The sequence below is a fragment of the Psychromonas saccharinae genome (genome assembly GCF_051201515.1).
Taxonomy (GTDB): domain Bacteria; phylum Pseudomonadota; class Gammaproteobacteria; order Enterobacterales; family Psychromonadaceae; genus Psychromonas.
Genome location: NZ_CP195153.1, coordinates 1493038 through 1510040 on the forward strand (window position 1 = coordinate 1493038; position 17003 = coordinate 1510040).

At 39.1% G+C, this 17003-nt stretch carries 16 protein-coding genes; 11 read left to right on the forward strand and 5 right to left on the reverse strand.

The genetic code is table 11. The annotated features are described in order from the left end of the window. Nucleotides 1–68 precede the first annotated feature (68 nt). Nucleotides 69–824: a flagellar brake protein gene (locus tag ACR30L_RS06625; protein WP_435237239.1), complete on the forward strand. Its 756-nt coding sequence runs from the start codon at nucleotides 69–71 to the stop codon at nucleotides 822–824. Nucleotides 825–860: 36 nt separating this feature from the next. Here the strand turns inward: ACR30L_RS06625 and ACR30L_RS06630 are convergent, their stop codons facing one another. Genes ACR30L_RS06630 through rsfS form a run of 5 tightly spaced genes read right to left on the reverse strand, consistent with a single transcriptional unit; the run spans nucleotide 861 to nucleotide 5449 of the window. Then, nucleotides 861–1640: a septal ring lytic transglycosylase RlpA family protein gene (locus ACR30L_RS06630; protein WP_435237240.1), complete on the reverse strand. Its 780-nt coding sequence runs from the start codon at nucleotides 1638–1640 to the stop codon at nucleotides 861–863. A gap of 16 nt (nucleotides 1641–1656) precedes the next feature. Next, complete coding sequence (gene rodA, locus ACR30L_RS06635; RefSeq protein ID WP_435237241.1) at nucleotides 1657–2757, reverse strand: rod shape-determining protein RodA; 1101 nt, start codon at nucleotides 2755–2757, stop codon at nucleotides 1657–1659. Between the two features lie 2 nt (nucleotides 2758–2759). Next, nucleotides 2760–4649, reverse strand: coding sequence for a penicillin-binding protein 2 (gene mrdA / locus ACR30L_RS06640; RefSeq protein ID WP_435237242.1), 1890 nt, complete (start codon nucleotides 4647–4649; stop codon nucleotides 2760–2762). Nucleotides 4650–4652: 3 nt separating this feature from the next. Continuing rightward, nucleotides 4653–5123: a 23S rRNA (pseudouridine(1915)-N(3))-methyltransferase RlmH gene (gene rlmH / locus ACR30L_RS06645; RefSeq protein ID WP_435237243.1), complete on the reverse strand. Its 471-nt coding sequence runs from the start codon at nucleotides 5121–5123 to the stop codon at nucleotides 4653–4655. Then, on the reverse strand, nucleotides 5123–5449 hold the full coding sequence (gene rsfS, locus ACR30L_RS06650; protein WP_435237244.1) for a ribosome silencing factor: 327 nt from the start codon (nucleotides 5447–5449) through the stop codon (nucleotides 5123–5125). Before rsfS ends, rlmH begins: the two co-directional genes overlap by 1 nt. A gap of 302 nt (nucleotides 5450–5751) precedes the next feature. On the opposite strand from rsfS, the gene mraZ reads away from it, so the two are divergent. Genes mraZ through murG form a run of 10 tightly spaced genes read left to right on the forward strand, consistent with a single transcriptional unit; the run spans nucleotide 5752 to nucleotide 16987 of the window. Next, complete coding sequence (mraZ, locus tag ACR30L_RS06655; RefSeq protein ID WP_435237245.1) at nucleotides 5752–6210, forward strand: division/cell wall cluster transcriptional repressor MraZ; 459 nt, start codon at nucleotides 5752–5754, stop codon at nucleotides 6208–6210. Continuing rightward, entirely contained in the window at nucleotides 6210–7154 is a 945-nt protein-coding gene (gene rsmH, locus ACR30L_RS06660) for a 16S rRNA (cytosine(1402)-N(4))-methyltransferase RsmH (RefSeq protein WP_435237246.1), read from the forward strand. The genes mraZ and rsmH overlap by 1 nt, the downstream gene beginning before the upstream one ends. Before the next feature lie 4 nt (nucleotides 7155–7158). After that, complete coding sequence (ftsL, locus tag ACR30L_RS06665; RefSeq protein ID WP_435237247.1) at nucleotides 7159–7473, forward strand: cell division protein FtsL; 315 nt, start codon at nucleotides 7159–7161, stop codon at nucleotides 7471–7473. Next, on the forward strand, nucleotides 7470–9305 hold the full coding sequence (locus ACR30L_RS06670; RefSeq protein ID WP_435237248.1) for a peptidoglycan D,D-transpeptidase FtsI family protein: 1836 nt from the start codon (nucleotides 7470–7472) through the stop codon (nucleotides 9303–9305). Before ftsL ends, ACR30L_RS06670 begins: the two co-directional genes overlap by 4 nt. A gap of 2 nt (nucleotides 9306–9307) precedes the next feature. After that, nucleotides 9308–10834, forward strand: coding sequence for a UDP-N-acetylmuramoyl-L-alanyl-D-glutamate--2,6-diaminopimelate ligase (murE, locus tag ACR30L_RS06675; protein ID WP_435237249.1), 1527 nt, complete (start codon nucleotides 9308–9310; stop codon nucleotides 10832–10834). Further along, nucleotides 10831–12252, forward strand: a complete 1422-nt coding sequence (locus tag ACR30L_RS06680) for a UDP-N-acetylmuramoyl-tripeptide--D-alanyl-D-alanine ligase (RefSeq protein ID WP_435237250.1) — start codon at nucleotides 10831–10833, stop codon at nucleotides 12250–12252. The genes murE and ACR30L_RS06680 overlap by 4 nt, the downstream gene beginning before the upstream one ends. Nucleotides 12253–12288: 36 nt before the next feature. Continuing rightward, entirely contained in the window at nucleotides 12289–13371 is a 1083-nt protein-coding gene (gene mraY / locus ACR30L_RS06685; protein ID WP_435237251.1) for a phospho-N-acetylmuramoyl-pentapeptide-transferase, read from the forward strand. A gap of 2 nt (nucleotides 13372–13373) precedes the next feature. Continuing rightward, entirely contained in the window at nucleotides 13374–14729 is a 1356-nt protein-coding gene (murD, locus tag ACR30L_RS06690) for a UDP-N-acetylmuramoyl-L-alanine--D-glutamate ligase (RefSeq protein ID WP_435237252.1), read from the forward strand. After that, nucleotides 14722–15933 carry a putative lipid II flippase FtsW gene (ftsW, locus tag ACR30L_RS06695; protein ID WP_435237253.1) on the forward strand — a complete coding sequence of 404 codons (1212 nt, stop codon included), beginning with the start codon at nucleotides 14722–14724 and terminating at the stop codon, nucleotides 15931–15933. The genes murD and ftsW overlap by 8 nt, the downstream gene beginning before the upstream one ends. Further along, complete coding sequence (gene murG / locus ACR30L_RS06700) at nucleotides 15920–16987, forward strand: undecaprenyldiphospho-muramoylpentapeptide beta-N-acetylglucosaminyltransferase (RefSeq protein ID WP_435237254.1); 1068 nt, start codon at nucleotides 15920–15922, stop codon at nucleotides 16985–16987. The genes ftsW and murG overlap by 14 nt, the downstream gene beginning before the upstream one ends. Nucleotides 16988–17003: the final 16 nt, after the last annotated feature.

Below are 17003 nucleotides of genomic sequence, written 5' to 3' on the forward strand. Positions count from 1 at the left end.
TTTATTATTATTCTTTGCATATTGGATGGTAATGGGTATGTAAAGCATTTTATTAAAATGGAATCAATGTGAGCCGAGCTGAAAACTACATAACAAAATATGAAGACCGTATCGATATTAGTAATGAACTTCCTGTCGCGGGTATTGAAAGCACTATTAATAGTAGTGATGCGATAGATATGGTTAGCCATAGTAGTGAGTTTATTATTGATTTAGTCACGCCAATTGGTACCCGATATATTGGAAAAACCAAGTTTATTGGTCGCCACTCCGATAATTTTCTGCTACTTGAGTTACCGCAGATCCCTAATGATGACCTTGATTATTTTTTTCAAGAAGGCTTTAGTATGGATATTAAAGCCGTTTCCACGAAAGGGGAAGGGGCCGTTATTCGCTTTCGTTGTCAAGTCATAAATGTGATGTTAAAACCCATTGCGATGTTGATGGTTTCTCTACCCAGTTCGATGAAAATAACCCAATTGCGTGAAGATCCTCGATATGATGTGAATCTAAGAGCGCAAATGTTTACTGAATACTTGAAGCTGGAATGTCAGTTGCGTGATCTTTCTAAAGGAGGGTGTCGTTTTACGACAAGTCCTTTAGCAAAACCAGTTGAAATTGGACAACGTGTTTCAATTCGAATTATTGCCCCCAAAAAGTCTGTTCTGCAGGCTTTACCCCTTTCTGGCGTGGTCTGTAATTTACAGTGTTCGATGCACTACGCGAAATATGGGGTTAAGTTTGACGAAGAAAGTCGTATCCATGCAAAAACGTTATTTAGACAGATGAAGTTTGATGTGAATAAACTTGAATTAAAATTTTAAGTATAAAAATGGGGAAAGCGATATTTCCCCGTTATTCTATTTTATTTTCGCAGATATAACATAGGCATTTGGATATTGTTGTTTAACTTTTAGTAACAATGCCTGCACATCTGTTTCATTATTAATAGGCCCCAAACGCATTTTGTAGTGATTATTATCTTCGATAAACAATCCCTTTGTTTGAAATTTCTTGGTGTTAGTTGCATTTAACTGCTGCGCTTTTTGATAGACCGATGTTACCAAATACTGGATATAGTAATTCGTGGTAATGGGTTTAACTTTAGCGGTATTGGCTGATGGTTTAATCAGTTCTATTTTTACCTTAGCCGTCCCCGCCTTAAGCATATCTAACTTATATGCAGCAGCGTAGGAAAGATCAATGATGCGTCCTTGGTGAAAGGGGCCTCGGTCATTAACGCGGACAATGACTTGTTTGTTATTTTCAAGATTAGTGACTTTTACATAGCTCGGAAGTGGTAGATTTTTATGAGCACCACTCATGGCAAACATATTATAACGCTCGCCGTTGGATGTCAGGTGTCCATGAAATTTATTACCGTACCAAGAAGCGTATCCAGTTTCGCTAAATTTATCAATATCCTTATAGACTTTGTAATTAACACCACGCACCGTGTAGTTTTTATTTCCACCACGTGAGTATGGTTCGAAATGGGGTGTTGCATCTTCAATATGTGCAAGTGGCGGAACGTTGTCGGGTGTATGGTCATTTTTGATATCGTATCGACTATCAGAAGAACTACAACCTGCAACGAAGAAGGTGAGTAATAATGTCGTGAATTTATATTTGCTATGCATTATTGAACCTGTCTCTTTAATGTCTGTTGAAGCGTTTATGGGTATCAATTGACATTAATACACCAAATCCGGCTAATAAAGTTACTATTGATGTACCACCAAAACTAATTAACGGTAATGGAACACCAACAACGGGTAATAAACCACTTACCATACCGATATTGACTAATACATAGACAAAAAAGGTTAAAGTGATGCTGCCCGCCACTAATTTAGTAAAGGCATCTTGTGCTTGGTTTGCAATCCATAGACCTCGGGTAATAATGTACAGGTAAATGGTTAGTAATAAAATAATGCCAATAAACCCAAATTCTTCAGAAAAGACTGAAAAAATAAAATCCGTATGTCGTTCTGGTAGAAATTCAAGTTGTGATTGTGTCCCTTGGAGCCAACCTTTACCCCATAAACCACCTGAACCGATCGCTATTTTAGATTGAATGATATGATAACCTGCGCCAAGTGGATCGGCCTCAGGATTAAGTAGGGTTAACACTCGTCCTCGCTGGTAATCATGCATCAGATAAAACCATAAAACAGGAATAAAGGCTAATAATCCACCGATTGAAATTGTAATGTATAGCCAAGATATACCCGAAAGAAACAACACAAAAATTCCCGATGAAGCAATTAATATTGCGGTGCCCAGATCAGGTTGCTTCGCGATTAACAAGGTTGGAATAATAACAATGAGCAGTGCGATGAAAATATCTTTAATTTTAGGTGGTAAGGTAAATTGACTTATATAATAAGCCACCATAAAGGGCATGATTAATTTGGTTATTTCCGACGGTTGAAACTTGGTCACACCAAGGTCTAACCAGCGTTGTGCACCTTTTCCCGTGTGCCCAACGACTAATACGGCGATTAGCATTAGTACGCTGATCACAAAGACAATAGGTGTCCAACGTTGGTACATTTCAGGCGGTATTTGTGCGAAGATAATCATTGCAGCTAATGCGATAGCAAGGCGAATCGATTGTCTGATAACCATATCGTATCCACCAACGGAATAAAGTACCGTTAAACTTAATCCCATTAATGCAAAAATACCGATTAATAAAAATGGATCAAGGTGGATGCGGTAAAAAATATTTTTATGTACCTGGGTATTATCCATGACTAATTTCCTGCTGCTGTTTCAGTGGAAGCTGGAACAATGTGATCAAAATATTCATCAAGGATTGCTCGTGCGATTGGTGCTGCGTTAGAGCTTCCTCCCCCTGCATTTTCTAGGACAACAGTTGTGACTAACTCTGGGGATTCATAGGGGGCAAAGGCAACAAACATTGCATTGTCACGATGACTCTCTTTTAATTTACTTGCGTCATATTTTTCATCTTCTTTCATATTAATCACCTGTGCTGTACCTGATTTCCCAGCAACAGAGTATGAAGTGTTTTCAAATGCGCGATGTGCTGTACCATTGCGTCGACTAGTAACACCGTACATCCCATTTAATGCGATGTCCCAATAATGGTCATCTTTTAACTTAATTGTTTTTTCAGCAGGTTTAGCTTCGGGAATAAATTCACCATTAGCAGAACTAATCGAATTTAATATACGCGGTTCAATGATTTCCCCGCGACGAGCTAAAATAGCCGTTGCTTTAGTTAATTGGATTGGCGTCACTGTCCAGTATCCTTGCCCAATACCAATTGATATTGTATCGCCATCGTACCAAGGTTGTTTGAAACGTGCTTTTTTCCACTCCCGAGAAGGCATAATCGCTTTTGTTTCTTCACCAATATCTAAGCCGCTGTATTCGCCAAATCCAAATTGCTCCATAAATGGGTTAATACGATCAATACCTACTTTGTAAGCACTATCGTAAAAAAATGTATCACAGCTTTGTTCAATGGCAAGCGTTACATCAACCTTGCCATGTCCCCATCGTTTCCAGTCTCGGAAACGACGTTTACTGCCTGGCACCTGCCACCAACCCGGATCAAATATCACGGTATCTTCGGTGATAACTTCGGTATCTAACGCTAATAATGCCATCTGTGGCTTAATGGTTGACGCTGGGGGGTAACGACCTTGTGTGGTGCGATTAATTAGTGGGCGATCCGTTGATTGTAGAAGCGCTTGATATTGTTTAGTGCTGATCCCTTTTACAAATAGGTTGGGATCGTAACTCGGATTGGAAACTAATGCTAAAATTCCGCCGGTTTTTGCATTCATTGCAATAATACTTCCGCGATTAGTTCCTAGTAATTGTTGCGCTTTAATTTGTAATTGAATATCAATATTAAGTTTGAGATCTTTACCTGGCACTGGTGGAGTAAAGCTAAGAGTACGAATGACACGTCCCCAACTATCAACTTCAACTTGGCGTTGACCCGGTTCTCCATGCAGTAGATCTTCATAGTATTTTTCGATGCCTAATTTACCAATATAATTAGTGCCGCGATAACGTGCCGTTTCACCGCGTTGATCTATTTTCTGTAGGTCACTGGTATTGATTTTCGCGATATAACCAAGTACATGAGTAAAAGCATCACCAAAAGGATAAAAGCGTCTTAGGCTTGCTTGAATCGAAAACCCTTTATATTTATGTTGGTTCACCGTAAATTCAGCGACTTCCTGTGACGTTAAATTATCGCGAATAATGATCGGTTTAAATGAACGTGTATATTTTTTCTTCTCGTAAAAATTAGTGACTTCCTGTTCGGTTAAAGATAATAATTTGCGAAGTCCTTTAATATCTTGTTCTAAATTTTTTGTTTTATTAACAATAACTTGTAAGCTGTAAACAGGGCGGTTTTCTGCGAGAATGATACCATTTCGATCATAGATTAATCCACGATTCGGTGGGACTGTCTGAACACTAATACGGTTTGCATTAGAGCGCGTCTGGTATTTCTCAAAGGAAGATATTTGAAGGTAATAAAGGTTGCTTATTAAAATACCAATCGCTATTAATATTGCAATGAAAACAACCAATGTTCGGCGCATAAAAAGGTTAGATTCAGCCGAATGATTTCTTATACTTTCACGCTTTTTAATCACCGTTTATTCCCGATGGTAAGGATGATTGATGGTTAATGTGTAAGCTCGATAGAGGCTTTCTGCAGTAATAATACGCACCAGAGGATGGGGTAATGTTAACGCAGAAAGAGACCAACGCTGTTCTGATTTTGCGATACATTCTGAGGCTAATCCCTCTGGCCCACCAATCAGCAAACTAATATTTCTTGCTTCTAGCTGCCATTTTTTCATTTCTTTAGCCAGTTGCCCAGTAGTCCAAGGTTTTCCCGTGACTTCTAAAGTCACGATCTTATTGCCCTTTGGAATAGCAGCAAGAGTAAGCTCACCTTCTTTTTTTAAGATACGCTTTATATCTGCATTTTTACCGCGCTTTCCTGCTGGGATTTCAACTAGCTCAAGGTGCATTTCATTAGGAAAACGTCGAGCGTATTCTTGATATCCTTTTTCAACCCAGTCGGGCATTTTAGTGCCGACTGCGATTAATTGAATCTTCATTACGCAGATTGTTCCCACAGTTTTTCAAGTTGATAAAACTGACGTGTTTCATCTTGCATAACGTGAACAACAATATTACCGAGATCCAGTAATACCCACTCACTGCCTTCTAAACCTTCGATGCCCAGTGGTGATTCGCCTTCTTTTTTTGCTGCCAATGCAGTTTGCTCAGCAACAGAACGTACATGACGTTTAGAGTTACCCGTGCAGATAATCATTGTATCAGTTACATCCGAGGAATCAGATACATCGATGACAGTAATATCTTTGGCTTTCATATCTTCTAATTGTTGTAGCACAAATTGTTTTAATTGTTGGTCTTGCAAAGGACTTTCCTTTAATAAATTAATAAAAAATTTTATAGCGGGCGAGTATAGCATGGGCTAACTCTGTCTGACCATAATTGATAATAAATTCATATTTTACCTTCTTTAGAGCATTTTTTCGAAAAATAAACACCTAGATCCTCTTTATGTGAAGAAAAACTTAAAAATAGAAATTGATTGCTTGCAAAAATTAGCCACTTTATTAGACTTCCTGTACTAAAGTGGGAAAAAGTGTCTAAAAGTGGATCTTTTTTCCAAAATAAACCTATTAATTGATCGAATTGATCCTGGATCTTGTTTTTATGCTGCGTGGTGCAAGTGCAATAAATCTTGATACAAAGGGAAGGATAGCTATACCGACACGTTATCGTGAATGGTTGGCGGAGACTTGCCGGGGTCAATTTGTCTGCACCATTGATCTTCAGTCGCCATGTTTATTGTTATATCCATTAAATGAATGGTTATTAATAGAAAATAAATTACGTGGATTATCGACGACGGATCCACAGGAACGGCGCCTTCAGCGATTAATTTTGGGTTATGCATCGGAAACAGAATTAGATAAAGGTGGTCGAACCCTGATCGCTCCGACATTAAGACAACATGCGAAGTTAGAGAAAAAAGCAATGCTCGTAGGACAATTAAATAAATTTGAACTTTGGAATGAAGAACTCTGGCATCAACAAGTTGAGCAGGATTTATTGCAAGGTTTACCTACGGGTGACGAATTAAGCGAACGATTGAAGGGGTTTTCTCTGTAATGACTGAACATATAACGGTTCTGCTCGACGAAGCGGTGAATGGATTAGCAATTAAAAAAGACGGCCTTTACGTTGACGGTACCTTTGGCCGCGGTGGTCATTCTCGACATATTTTAAAACAGTTGGGTGAAAACGGTCGTTTAATTGCGATTGATCGAGATCCTCGTGCTATTGCAACGGCTGAAACATTAATGAAAGAAGACTCGCGCTTTCAAATTGTGCATGGTCCTTTTTCTGGATTAGCTGATTATATGGCTGAAATGGATTTGATCGGACAAGTTGATGGCGTTTTATTAGATCTTGGCGTGTCATCTCCACAATTAGATGATGCAGAGCGTGGCTTTAGTTTTATGCGTGACGGTCCGTTAGATATGCGTATGGATCCTACTTCTGGAATCAGCGCGGCTAAATGGTTAGCCAAAGCAGATGTGGACGAAATTGGTTGGGTGTTAAAAACCTTTGGTGAAGAAAAATTCGCCTATCGTATCGCGCGGGCGATTGTTGCAGATCGTGACGAAAAACCCTTTGAGCGGACATTACAATTAGCGCAACTTATCGAACGGATATGCCCAAAACGTGAAAAGAAAAAGCATCCAGCAACGCGTAGTTTTCAGGCTATTCGGATTTATGTTAACAGTGAATTAGATGAGATCCATAAAGTATTAGACGGTGCTTTGCAGGTTCTGGCAATTGGCGGGCATCTTTCGGTGATCAGTTTTCATTCTTTAGAAGATCGGATCGTTAAACGCTTTATTCGTAAGCAGGAAAAAGGTCAGGAATATCCACCAGGTCTGCCTTTAACTGAAGCGCAAATGATGCACGGTAAAACCCTAAAAGCCCTAGGGAAAGCATTAAAACCAAGTGCTAAGGAAATTAGTGATAATGCACGTGCTCGTAGTTCTGTCTTGCGGGTGGCTGAAAAAATAGCCGAGCCGGAGGCGTAGTAAATTGGCTAATCAACCTGACCATTTATTGCTTTTAATTATCGGGGATTTACGTCGCAACGCATTTTCAGTGTTGTTGGTACTGATTATTTTATTGAGTGCGGTATTTAATATTTATATCACCCATCAAACCCGTGAATTGGTTACTAAAAAAGAACATTTATCTCAATTGAAAGATAATTTATCGATTGAAATACGTAATTTATTAATAGAAGAAAATACGCTCGATGAACATAGTCGAATAAGACGTATTGCAACTAAACAGTTGTCGATGTCACAGCCGACAGCAAAGAATAGTGTACTAGTGGAACTTCCATGAAAAAAATGAAACGGAATTTAAGTAACTCTAGAAAGAGTTCGCAGATCAAAAAGAAAAAGGTTTATCGGAATTTTTCTCAGTGGCGTTATGTTTTTGTGTCGTTAACGATTTTGCTGATTGGTGGATTACTGATCAGTCGATTAGCTTATTTGCAAATCATTGAACCTGAGTATTTATCTGGGGAAGCGGATAAGCGAAGCCTGCGTGTTACTGAATCGGTTGCTCATCGCGGTAATATCTCTGATCGTAATGGTGAAGAACTGGCTATTAGTGTACCAGCCTATGCTATTTGGGTTGATCCTAAAATAGTGAAGCAAACCTTTGCTTTTTCTGATCAGGAGCTGACCGATAGCTTAGAAGTAAATAAACGTACCGGTAAAGAACAGTATACTAAGCTGTCTTTTTATAAATCTAAAAAATGGTCAGCATTGTCTGAAGTGCTAGATATTCCTATTGAAAATTTAGTTGATATTATTAAAAAGCCAAATAGTCGTTTTGCGTATTTAAAGCGACAAGTAAATCCATCGATTGTTGATTATATTAAAGAATTAAAACTACCGGGCATTGCTAAACAACTTGAATCCCATCGTTATTATCCGACGGGAGAAATCAATGCGAATATTCTTGGTTTAACCGATCTTGATTCTCAAGGTATCGAAGGTATTGAGAAAAGCTATAACAACTATCTGCAGGGACAAACGGGTAAGAAAACAGTCCGTAAAGATAGGTTAGGTAATGTTATTGATAATGTTGAAGTGCTTAAAGAAAAGAAAGCAGCAGGAAATCTGCAGTTAAGTATTGATCAACGTATTCAAGCCGTCGCCTATAGCCAACTAAAACGTGCCGTGAAAATGAACGATGCCACTTCGGGATCCGTTGTTGTATTGGATGTCAATACTGGTGAGATCTATGCGATGGCCAACTATCCTTCATTTAATCCGAATGATCGTACTCAATATCAACCTTATAAATTAAGAAATCGTGCGATTACTGATACCTTTGAGCCTGGTTCAACGGTTAAGCCGTTAGTGGTTTCAAGCGCATTAATTTATAAAAAAACCGATGTCGATGAAGTGATTGATACTTCACCTGGTTGGATGACATTAGGTGGGCGTCGAGTACGTGATGGACACAATTTAGGCAAAATTGATCTTGCCATGATCCTAAAAAAATCCAGTAATATTGGTGTTAGTAAATTAGCGTTACGTCTGAAACCAGAACAATTGCAGCAAACTTTTGCTAATTTTGGATTTGGTAATGATACCGGTATTGCACTAACTGGCGAAAGTGTAGGGCGTATGCCGATTCGCCATCGTTGGTCTGATTTTGAGTTAGCAACAATGTCCTTTGGTTATGGGATTACGACAACGACATTACAATTGGCAAAAGCCTATGCAATATTAGGAAGCGGTGGGGTTGAATATCCTCTTTCTATTTTGAAAAATAATAAACCACTGCCGGGACGCCAAGTTATTCCTAAAAATGTGGCCTATGAGGTCGTTGATATGATGGAAGGCGTGAGCGAGAAAGGCGGGACTGCACCAAAAGCGAAAGTAGAAGGTTATCGCATCGCGGGTAAAACAGGAACCTCGCGTAAAGCGGAAGCGGGTGGATATGGCGATGATTATGTTGCTGTATTTGCAGGACTTGCGCCAATTACTAACCCTCGATTTGCTATTGCGGTGATGATTAATGAACCTCAAGGAGATCGTTATTATGCAGGTGATGTTGCTGCTCCTGTCTTCTCGGCCGTTATGAAAAGCAGTTTATTGTTGAGCCATGTGATGCCCGATGATGAAAACGAACGTTATACCTTATTGGAGTCCAATTAATAATGGCCACTCCTTTACTATCGACCTCATTACAACAACTACTAACCACTTGGTTAGTAGTTGATATTAAGGAAGTTAATCTAACAGGGATTAATTTAGATAGTCGTCAAATAGTCGAAGGAGATTTATTTGTTGCCTTACAGGGCGCTTTATTAGATGGTCGAATTTTTATTGATAAAGCAATTAGTCAAGGTGCTGTAGCGGTTTTATCGGAAACAACCATTGAATCACAACATGGGGCTATTACTTATAAAGGTAATGTACCGATTATCGAGTTTTATCAATTATCGACGATTTTAAGTGCTTTAGCTTATGCCTTTTATTTCCCTCATCATGATCTCCATAAAGTTATTGCGGTTACTGGTACTAATGGTAAAACCACGATTGCGACCTTGTTAGCCAATTGTTTTACTTTATTAGGTAAACGATGCGCACAAATGGGGACCATTGGAAATGGTGTCTTTGGTCAGTTAAAAAGTAGTCTTAATACAACGTTAGATGGTATTTCAGTTTTCTCTGAATTATTTGATTATCAAATTCAGCATCAGGTCGATTATACGGTGATGGAAGTTTCTTCACATGGCTTAAGCCAAGGCCGTGTTAAAGCATTACCTTTTCATAGCGCTATTTTTACTAATCTTAGTCGAGACCATCTAGATTATCATGGCACCATGGCGTGCTATGCCGATGCTAAAAAACGTTTGTTTAAAGAGTTTCCGTTAAATCATCGTATCATTAATGGAGACGACGAGACCGGTATTGATTGGATAAAAGAATTTCCCGATGCGGTTGTATATGGCCAAAATGCGCAACAACAGGCAAGTACTTTTTTACAAATTAACCATATAGCTTACCAAGCAAAAGGAATTCTCTTTTCCTTTGACTCTAGCTGGGGAGCGGGTGATATTAGTGCACCTTTTTACGGTGATTTTAATGTATATAATCTTGCTGCAGTGGCGACACAATTATTACTAGAAGGTATTTCAACGCAACAACTCACCGATATTTTTCCTCAATTAACTTGCGTTCCGGGACGTATGGAACAATATCATTTCGATGATGCTGATATTACCTTTGTAGTCGATTATGCGCATACGCCAGATGCCTTAGAAAAAGCCTTATCTGCTTTGCAAAAACACAAAGATAAAGGGCGTGTAATTTGTGCTTTTGGTTGTGGTGGCGATAGAGATAAAGGTAAACGACCAGAAATGGCTATTATTGCTGAATTATTTGCTGAAATGGTTGTCCTAGTTGACGATAATCCACGGACTGAGTCTGCGGAGGCTATTATGCAGGATATTTTGGTTGGTTTTAAACGTCCTGATGCAGTGGTCAAAATTAATGATCGCAAAGAAGCCGTGATGCATTTATTAGCAACCTGCCAACCCGGGGATATTATTTTATTAGCGGGGAAAGGACACGAAGATTATCAAATTATCGGCGAAACACGTATCCATTATAGTGATCGTGAATTATTAACAACATTGCAAGCGCAATATAATAAAAAAGATAAAGAGGCTTGTTTATGATCCCGTTGACTTTGACTGAAATAGCAACAGCGACTGGCGGTGAAGTAATTAATGCAAATCAATCATCTATCACGATCAAAAGTGTGTCTACCGATAGTCGAAAAATAGACTCAGATTGTTTGTTCATTGCATTACAGGGCGAAAAATTTGATGCGCACCAATTTATTAAACAGGTTGAAAATAGTGGGGCTGTTAGCTTATTAGTTCATCAAAAAGTTGAGACAAACTTACCCTATGTATTGGTGGATGATACGCGTATTGGTTTAGGTCAATTAGGCGCTTTTGTTAAACAACAAATAAAAGATTTAAAATGTGCTGCAATAACGGGCAGCAATGGTAAAACCACTACAAAAGAATTATTAAGTCATATTTTACGTTATCAAACTCAGGTTAAAAATGGAGTCTTATCAACGGCTGGTAATTTTAATAATGATATTGGTTTGCCATTAACACTATTACGATTAACCCATGAAAATAAATTTGCTGTCGTTGAGTTAGGTGCAAATCATATCGGTGAAATAGATTACACATCGCGTCTTGCCCAACCTGATGTGGCATTAATTAATAATGTTATGCCTGCTCATTTAGAGGGGTTTGGCTCAATTGAAGGTGTTGCGAAGGCGAAGGGAGAGATTTGGCGAAATATCAAATCGGGTGGTACCGCAGTCGTGAATCTTGATAGTGATTTTGCAACGCAATTTTTACATGAATTAAAACAGTTAAATGTTAATATACTGACCTTTTCGCAGCAGCCTAGTGAACAAGCAAATATCTATCCGACTGATATTCGTTTTGATTCTCTTGGAAAAGCAATTTTCACGTTGAATTTAAGTGATCAGCAGTCTCATCAAACTGCTGATATTCATTTAAATTTACCGGGTAAACATAATATCAGTAATGCATTAGCTGCTGCATCGATGGCTATTTCACTTGGCTGTGGATTAGCAATTATAAAAGCAGGATTGGATTCTGTTGAACCTGTTGCTGGGCGTGTTAACTGCGAGCATATTAATGATTTACTGACTGTTATTGATGATACTTACAATGCTAACTCGGCCTCAGTGAAAGCTGCGATTGATTTGCTCGCTCAATATACAGGTTCACGCCTATTGATTTTAGGCGATATGGCTGAACTTGGTTTGCACAGTGAACAAGAACATCAAGCAATTGGAAAATATGCTGCACTGCAGGGTATCGAACGACTGCTCACCGTTGGAGAATTAACTAAACAAACATCATTAGCCTTTAAACAAGAAAACTCAGGTGAATCATTACATTTTGCGACTAAAGTGCAGTTGATTGACCATTTACAAAATACATTATTACAAAACAATAAAATAGTAACCATCTTAGTTAAGGGATCTCGCGGCGCTAAAATGGAAGAAATTGTTGCTTATATCAAGCAGTTGCAATTGTAATTAGGAAAAAACCAGTTATAAAATAGGGAAAATCCGATGATTGTTTGGCTAGCCGAATTATTTTCAAGTCACTTTTCATTTCTTAATGTTCTGACCTACCTGTCTGTCCGAACCATTATGGCAGCGTTAACGGCGTTAGCGTTTTCATTATGGGTTGGTCCAAAATTGATTCGTTATTTACAAACGATGCAGATTGGTCAAGTCATTCGTAATGATGGACCAGAGTCACACTTAAGCAAGGCGGGCACTCCGACTATGGGCGGGATAATGATCCTTGGCGCGGTCACTTTGTCTACTTTATTATGGGCGCGTTTAGATAATCATTACGTGTGGATTATTTTATTTACGACTTTGTCATTTGGCGCCATTGGTTTTATGGATGATTACCTCAAAGTTATCCGAAAGCATCCCGATGGATTAATCGCGCGTTGGAAGTATTTCTGGCAGTCAGTTAGTGCATTAGTGATTGCATTTATACTTTATTATACAGCGACAACACAAGCCGAATTAACCTTCGTTATGCCATTCTTTAAAGAATATATGCCGTATCTTGGTTTATTATTTATTCCCCTTGTTTACTTTACCGTAGTAGGTAGTAGTAATGCAGTTAACTTAACCGATGGCCTTGATGGTTTAGCGATTATGCCAACCGTGATGGTTGCCGCTGCATTTGCGTTGATTGCTTACCTAACTAGTCACGTTAACTACGCACATTATTTATATATTCCGTATATTCCTAAAGCCAGTGAATTGGTGATTATTTGCGGTACTATCGTCGGAGCTGGTCTTGGGTTTCTATGGTTTAATACTTACCCAGCACAAGTCTTTATGGGCGATGTGGGTTCCTTAGCATTAGGGGCTTTATTAGGGGTTATTGCCGTCTTAGTTAGACAGGAAATATTATTAGTTATTATGGGCAGTATTTTTGTGGTTGAAACCCTTTCGGTGATTCTGCAAGTTGGGTCATATAAGTTACGTAAGCAACGTATTTTCCGAATGGCACCTATTCATCATCACTATGAGAAAAAAGGGTGGCCAGAGCCACGTGTTATCGTGCGATTTTGGATTATCACAATTGTAATGGTATTGATCGGTTTAGTTACACTGAAGGTTCGTTAATCATGTTAAATGAGCAAGTTGCTGTTTTAGGACTCGGGCTAACTGGGTTGTCCTGCGTTAATTATCTATTAAAAGAAGGTCATCAAGTGACCGTCTTTGATACGCGAGATAATCCGCCAGGTTGTGAGCAATTACCTAAACATGTTGCACTTGTTAAAGGTACCTTGTCAGCTGAAGTACTGGCAACTTTTCCATTAATTATTTCGAGTCCAGGTATTGCGTTATCGACACCTGCATTACAATTTGCAGCAGAACAAGGCTGTGAAATTATTGGTGACATTGAACTGTTTGCTAGACAGTTAAAAACGCCGGCATATCGCCATGCTAAATTGGTTGCAATCACTGGATCGAATGGTAAAACGACAGTCACTAGTTTACTTGGTGAAATGGCTAAAGAGGCCTCTATTAAAGTCGGTGTAGGCGGTAATATTGGGGTACCAGCCTTGGATTTATTATCACCAGATCTCGATTTGTATATTCTTGAGTTATCTAGTTTTCAGTTGGAAACGACTCATTCTCTTAATGCGACGGTTGCGACGATTTTAAATGTCAGTGAAGATCATATGAATCGTTATCGATCTTTTCAACACTATGCGCAATCTAAACAACGTGTTTACCAACAATGTGAACTGGCATTAGTGAATCGTGATGATCCTTTAACTTATCCAGAACTAAGTGCACCAGCTTGTTTTAGTTTTGGATTTGATCAACTGCAATACGGATTAATTGAAGATCCTCAATTGGGAAATTGTTTAGCGAAAGAAGGCGAAGTGCTTTTACCCGTTGAACAATTGAAATTAAGTGGTAAGCATAATTGGATGAATGCGTTAGCCGCTTTGGCATTGGGTGATGCTGTCAATATTGAACAGCAGGCGATGTTGCGTACATTACAACAATATGGTGGTTTAGCGCATCGTTGTGAGTTTATTGATGAAGTGAATGGAGTTCGTTGGATTAATGACTCTAAAGCGACCAATGTTGGTGCGACGTTAGCGGCACTGACGGGATTACAAGAAACAATTAGTGGCAATGTGCATGTTATTTTAGGTGGTGAAGGAAAAGGTGCAGATTTTACTGAGTTAAGTGATGTGTTAAATCATATTACGGGGTTGATTGTGTGTTTCGGTAAAGATGGGAAGCAAATAGCTGCCGTTGATCCACGTTCAAAACAGGTCGAAAATTTAGACCAGGCTGTTGAATTAATTGCTTCACAGGCCGTATCTGGTGATTTGGCTATTTTAACCCCTGCCTGTGCTAGTTTAGATATGTATCCAAATTTTATGGCTCGTGGTGATCATCTAAGACAGTTAGTGTCGTTATTAAAGTCGGCAAGCTCAGCGGGTGATGTGAGTGAATAGGTTAAAAAAAAGATTTAAAGGAACTCCTATCGATCAACCCTATGATCGTCAGTTATTGGTTATTGTATTTGCATTAATGTCTATTGGACTCGTGATTGTTGCATCGGCTTCTATGCCGGAAGGAATTGCAATGTCAGATGATCCATTTCGTTTCCTTAAGCGTCATTTAGTTTATGTGGTCATTTGCTTAGGGTTTATTGGTGCGGTGGTCTGTGTGCCAATAAAACGTTGGTATACACAGCAAGGGTTAATATTGTTTTTAGCCTTTGTAGGGCTAATTGCGGTCTTAGTGATTGGTACCGAGGTAAATGGATCGCACCGTTGGTTACGTTTTGGCATTTTAAATGTTCAGCCCTCTGAGTTTTCAAAGCTCGCTATTATTTTGTTTTTGGCGAGTTATTTAGTGAGACGCCAAGAAGAAGTGGTTGATACAATTAAAGGGTTTATTAAGCCGTTAGTGATACTGTCTGTTTTTGCTTTTTTACTAATGCTGCAGCCCGATCTAGGCTCAACCGTTGTTATTGTTGTCGTCATGATGGGCATGCTGTTTATAGCCGATGCCAAATTGATATCTTTTATTGGTATTGGTATTTCATTATTAGCCGTTATTGTTGCCTTGATTGTAACGTCTCCGTATCGAATGGCGCGGGTATTTGGATTTTTAGACCCTTGGGCAGATCCCTTCGGACGAAGTTATCAGTTAACTCAATCATTAATGGCCTTTGGCCGTGGTGGATGGATAGGACAAGGATTAGGAAATTCTGTACAAAAATTAGAGTATTTACCGGAAGCACATACCGATTTTATTATGGCAATTCTTGCAGAAGAACTTGGTTTTATTGGCGTAACCACAGTGATTGTGTTGGAGTTTATACTGGTTTATAAAGCATTTTCAATTGGTCGTAAAGCTTTGCAGCAATCATTAATCTTTCCTGGTTATGTTGCCGTCGGCATCGCTATTTGGTTTGCCTTTCAAACTGCGGTTAATATAGGTGCCGCATCCGGTATTGCCCCCACTAAAGGATTAACTTTGCCGTTAGTGAGTTACGGTGGTTCAAGTATGTTAGCAATTGCCTTAGCAATCGGGATGCTATTACGTATTGACTTTGAAACCCGTCAAGCATCTGCACAAGTACGGTTGATGAGACCCAAACACAGAAGTAAAAGAACAGCGAAAAAAGAAGTAAAAAATGAAGCAAAATAAAACGTTATTAGTGATGGCGGGTGGTACCGGAGGACATGTTTTCCCTGGATTGGCTGTGGCAGATACATTACAAGCTGAAGGGTGGCAGGTCAGTTGGTTGGGTACGCGCGATCGTATGGAAGCAGACCTTGTACCCGAACATGGTTATGAAATCGATTTTATTGATATTGCCGGCGTGCGTGGTAATGGGATTAAACGGTTATTGAAGGCGCCATTTCAAATCATTAAATCTATTGTTCAAGCGAGAGCGGTGCTTAAAAAACGTCATGTGGACTTAGTTATCGGCATGGGCGGATTTGCCAGTGGACCGGGTGGGATTGCCGCATGGTTAATGGGGATTCCGGTTATTCTCCACGAGCAAAATGCAGCTCCAGGAATGACAAATCGAATTCTTGCGCGTTTTTCAAAAAAAGTATTAATGGGATTTTCAGGTGCCTTTGATGGTGAAAAGGCTATTTTGGTTGGTAATCCAGTACGTCAGTCTCTACTTGAATTACCCGAGAAAAAAATATCGGAGCAAGATGAACCGCTTAAATTATTAATTATTGGTGGTAGTTTAGGGGCACGTGTATTAAATGAGCTATTACCATCAGTAGTAAGTCGTTTTCAGCATGGACAACTTAAAGTCATTCACCAAAGTGGTAAGGGGAATGATCAACATCTTAAACAAGCTTATCAAGGGATGGATGTCGATGTCGACGTGCAGCCCTTTATAAAAGACATGAATGCAGCCTATGGTTGGGCAGATTTAATTATTTGTCGAGCGGGCGCTTTAACCGTATCTGAAGTGGCGGTTGTTGGTTTGCCAGCAATATTTATTCCATTACCGCATGCAGTGGATGATCATCAAACTAAAAATGCACAGGATTTATTGGAAAAAGAAGCGGCTGTGTTGATCCCACAAAATGAATTAAATGAAGATAAATTAAGTGATTATTTACAAACATTCAGTCAAAATAGAACGTTGCTTGAAACGATGTCTTTAAACAGTAAACAGGCAGCAATTGTTGATGCAACGAAGCGTTTTGCTTCTATTTGTAATCAATGTGTTTAATTAAAAAAATAATAAT

What these genes read in the sequence shown, in the direction of transcription:
- ACR30L_RS06630 (WP_435237240.1), bottom strand. Translation starts at nt 1,640, where the DNA reads ATGCATAGCAAATATAAATTCACGACATTATTACTCACCTTCTTCGTT.
- rodA (WP_435237241.1), bottom strand. Translation starts at nt 2,757, where the DNA reads ATGGATAATACCCAGGTACATAAAAATATTTTTTACCGCATCCACCTT.
- rlmH (WP_435237243.1), bottom strand. Translation starts at nt 5,123, where the DNA reads ATGAAGATTCAATTAATCGCAGTCGGCACTAAAATGCCCGACTGGGTT.
- mraZ (WP_435237245.1), top strand. Translation starts at nt 5,752, where the DNA reads ATGCTGCGTGGTGCAAGTGCAATAAATCTTGATACAAAGGGAAGGATA.
- rsmH (WP_435237246.1), top strand. Translation starts at nt 6,210, where the DNA reads ATGACTGAACATATAACGGTTCTGCTCGACGAAGCGGTGAATGGATTA.
- ACR30L_RS06670 (WP_435237248.1), top strand. Translation starts at nt 7,470, where the DNA reads ATGAAAAAAATGAAACGGAATTTAAGTAACTCTAGAAAGAGTTCGCAG.
- murE (WP_435237249.1), top strand. Translation starts at nt 9,308, where the DNA reads ATGGCCACTCCTTTACTATCGACCTCATTACAACAACTACTAACCACT.
- ACR30L_RS06680 (WP_435237250.1), top strand. Translation starts at nt 10,831, where the DNA reads ATGATCCCGTTGACTTTGACTGAAATAGCAACAGCGACTGGCGGTGAA.
- mraY (WP_435237251.1), top strand. Translation starts at nt 12,289, where the DNA reads ATGATTGTTTGGCTAGCCGAATTATTTTCAAGTCACTTTTCATTTCTT.
- murD (WP_435237252.1), top strand. Translation starts at nt 13,374, where the DNA reads ATGTTAAATGAGCAAGTTGCTGTTTTAGGACTCGGGCTAACTGGGTTG.
- murG (WP_435237254.1), top strand. Translation starts at nt 15,920, where the DNA reads ATGAAGCAAAATAAAACGTTATTAGTGATGGCGGGTGGTACCGGAGGA.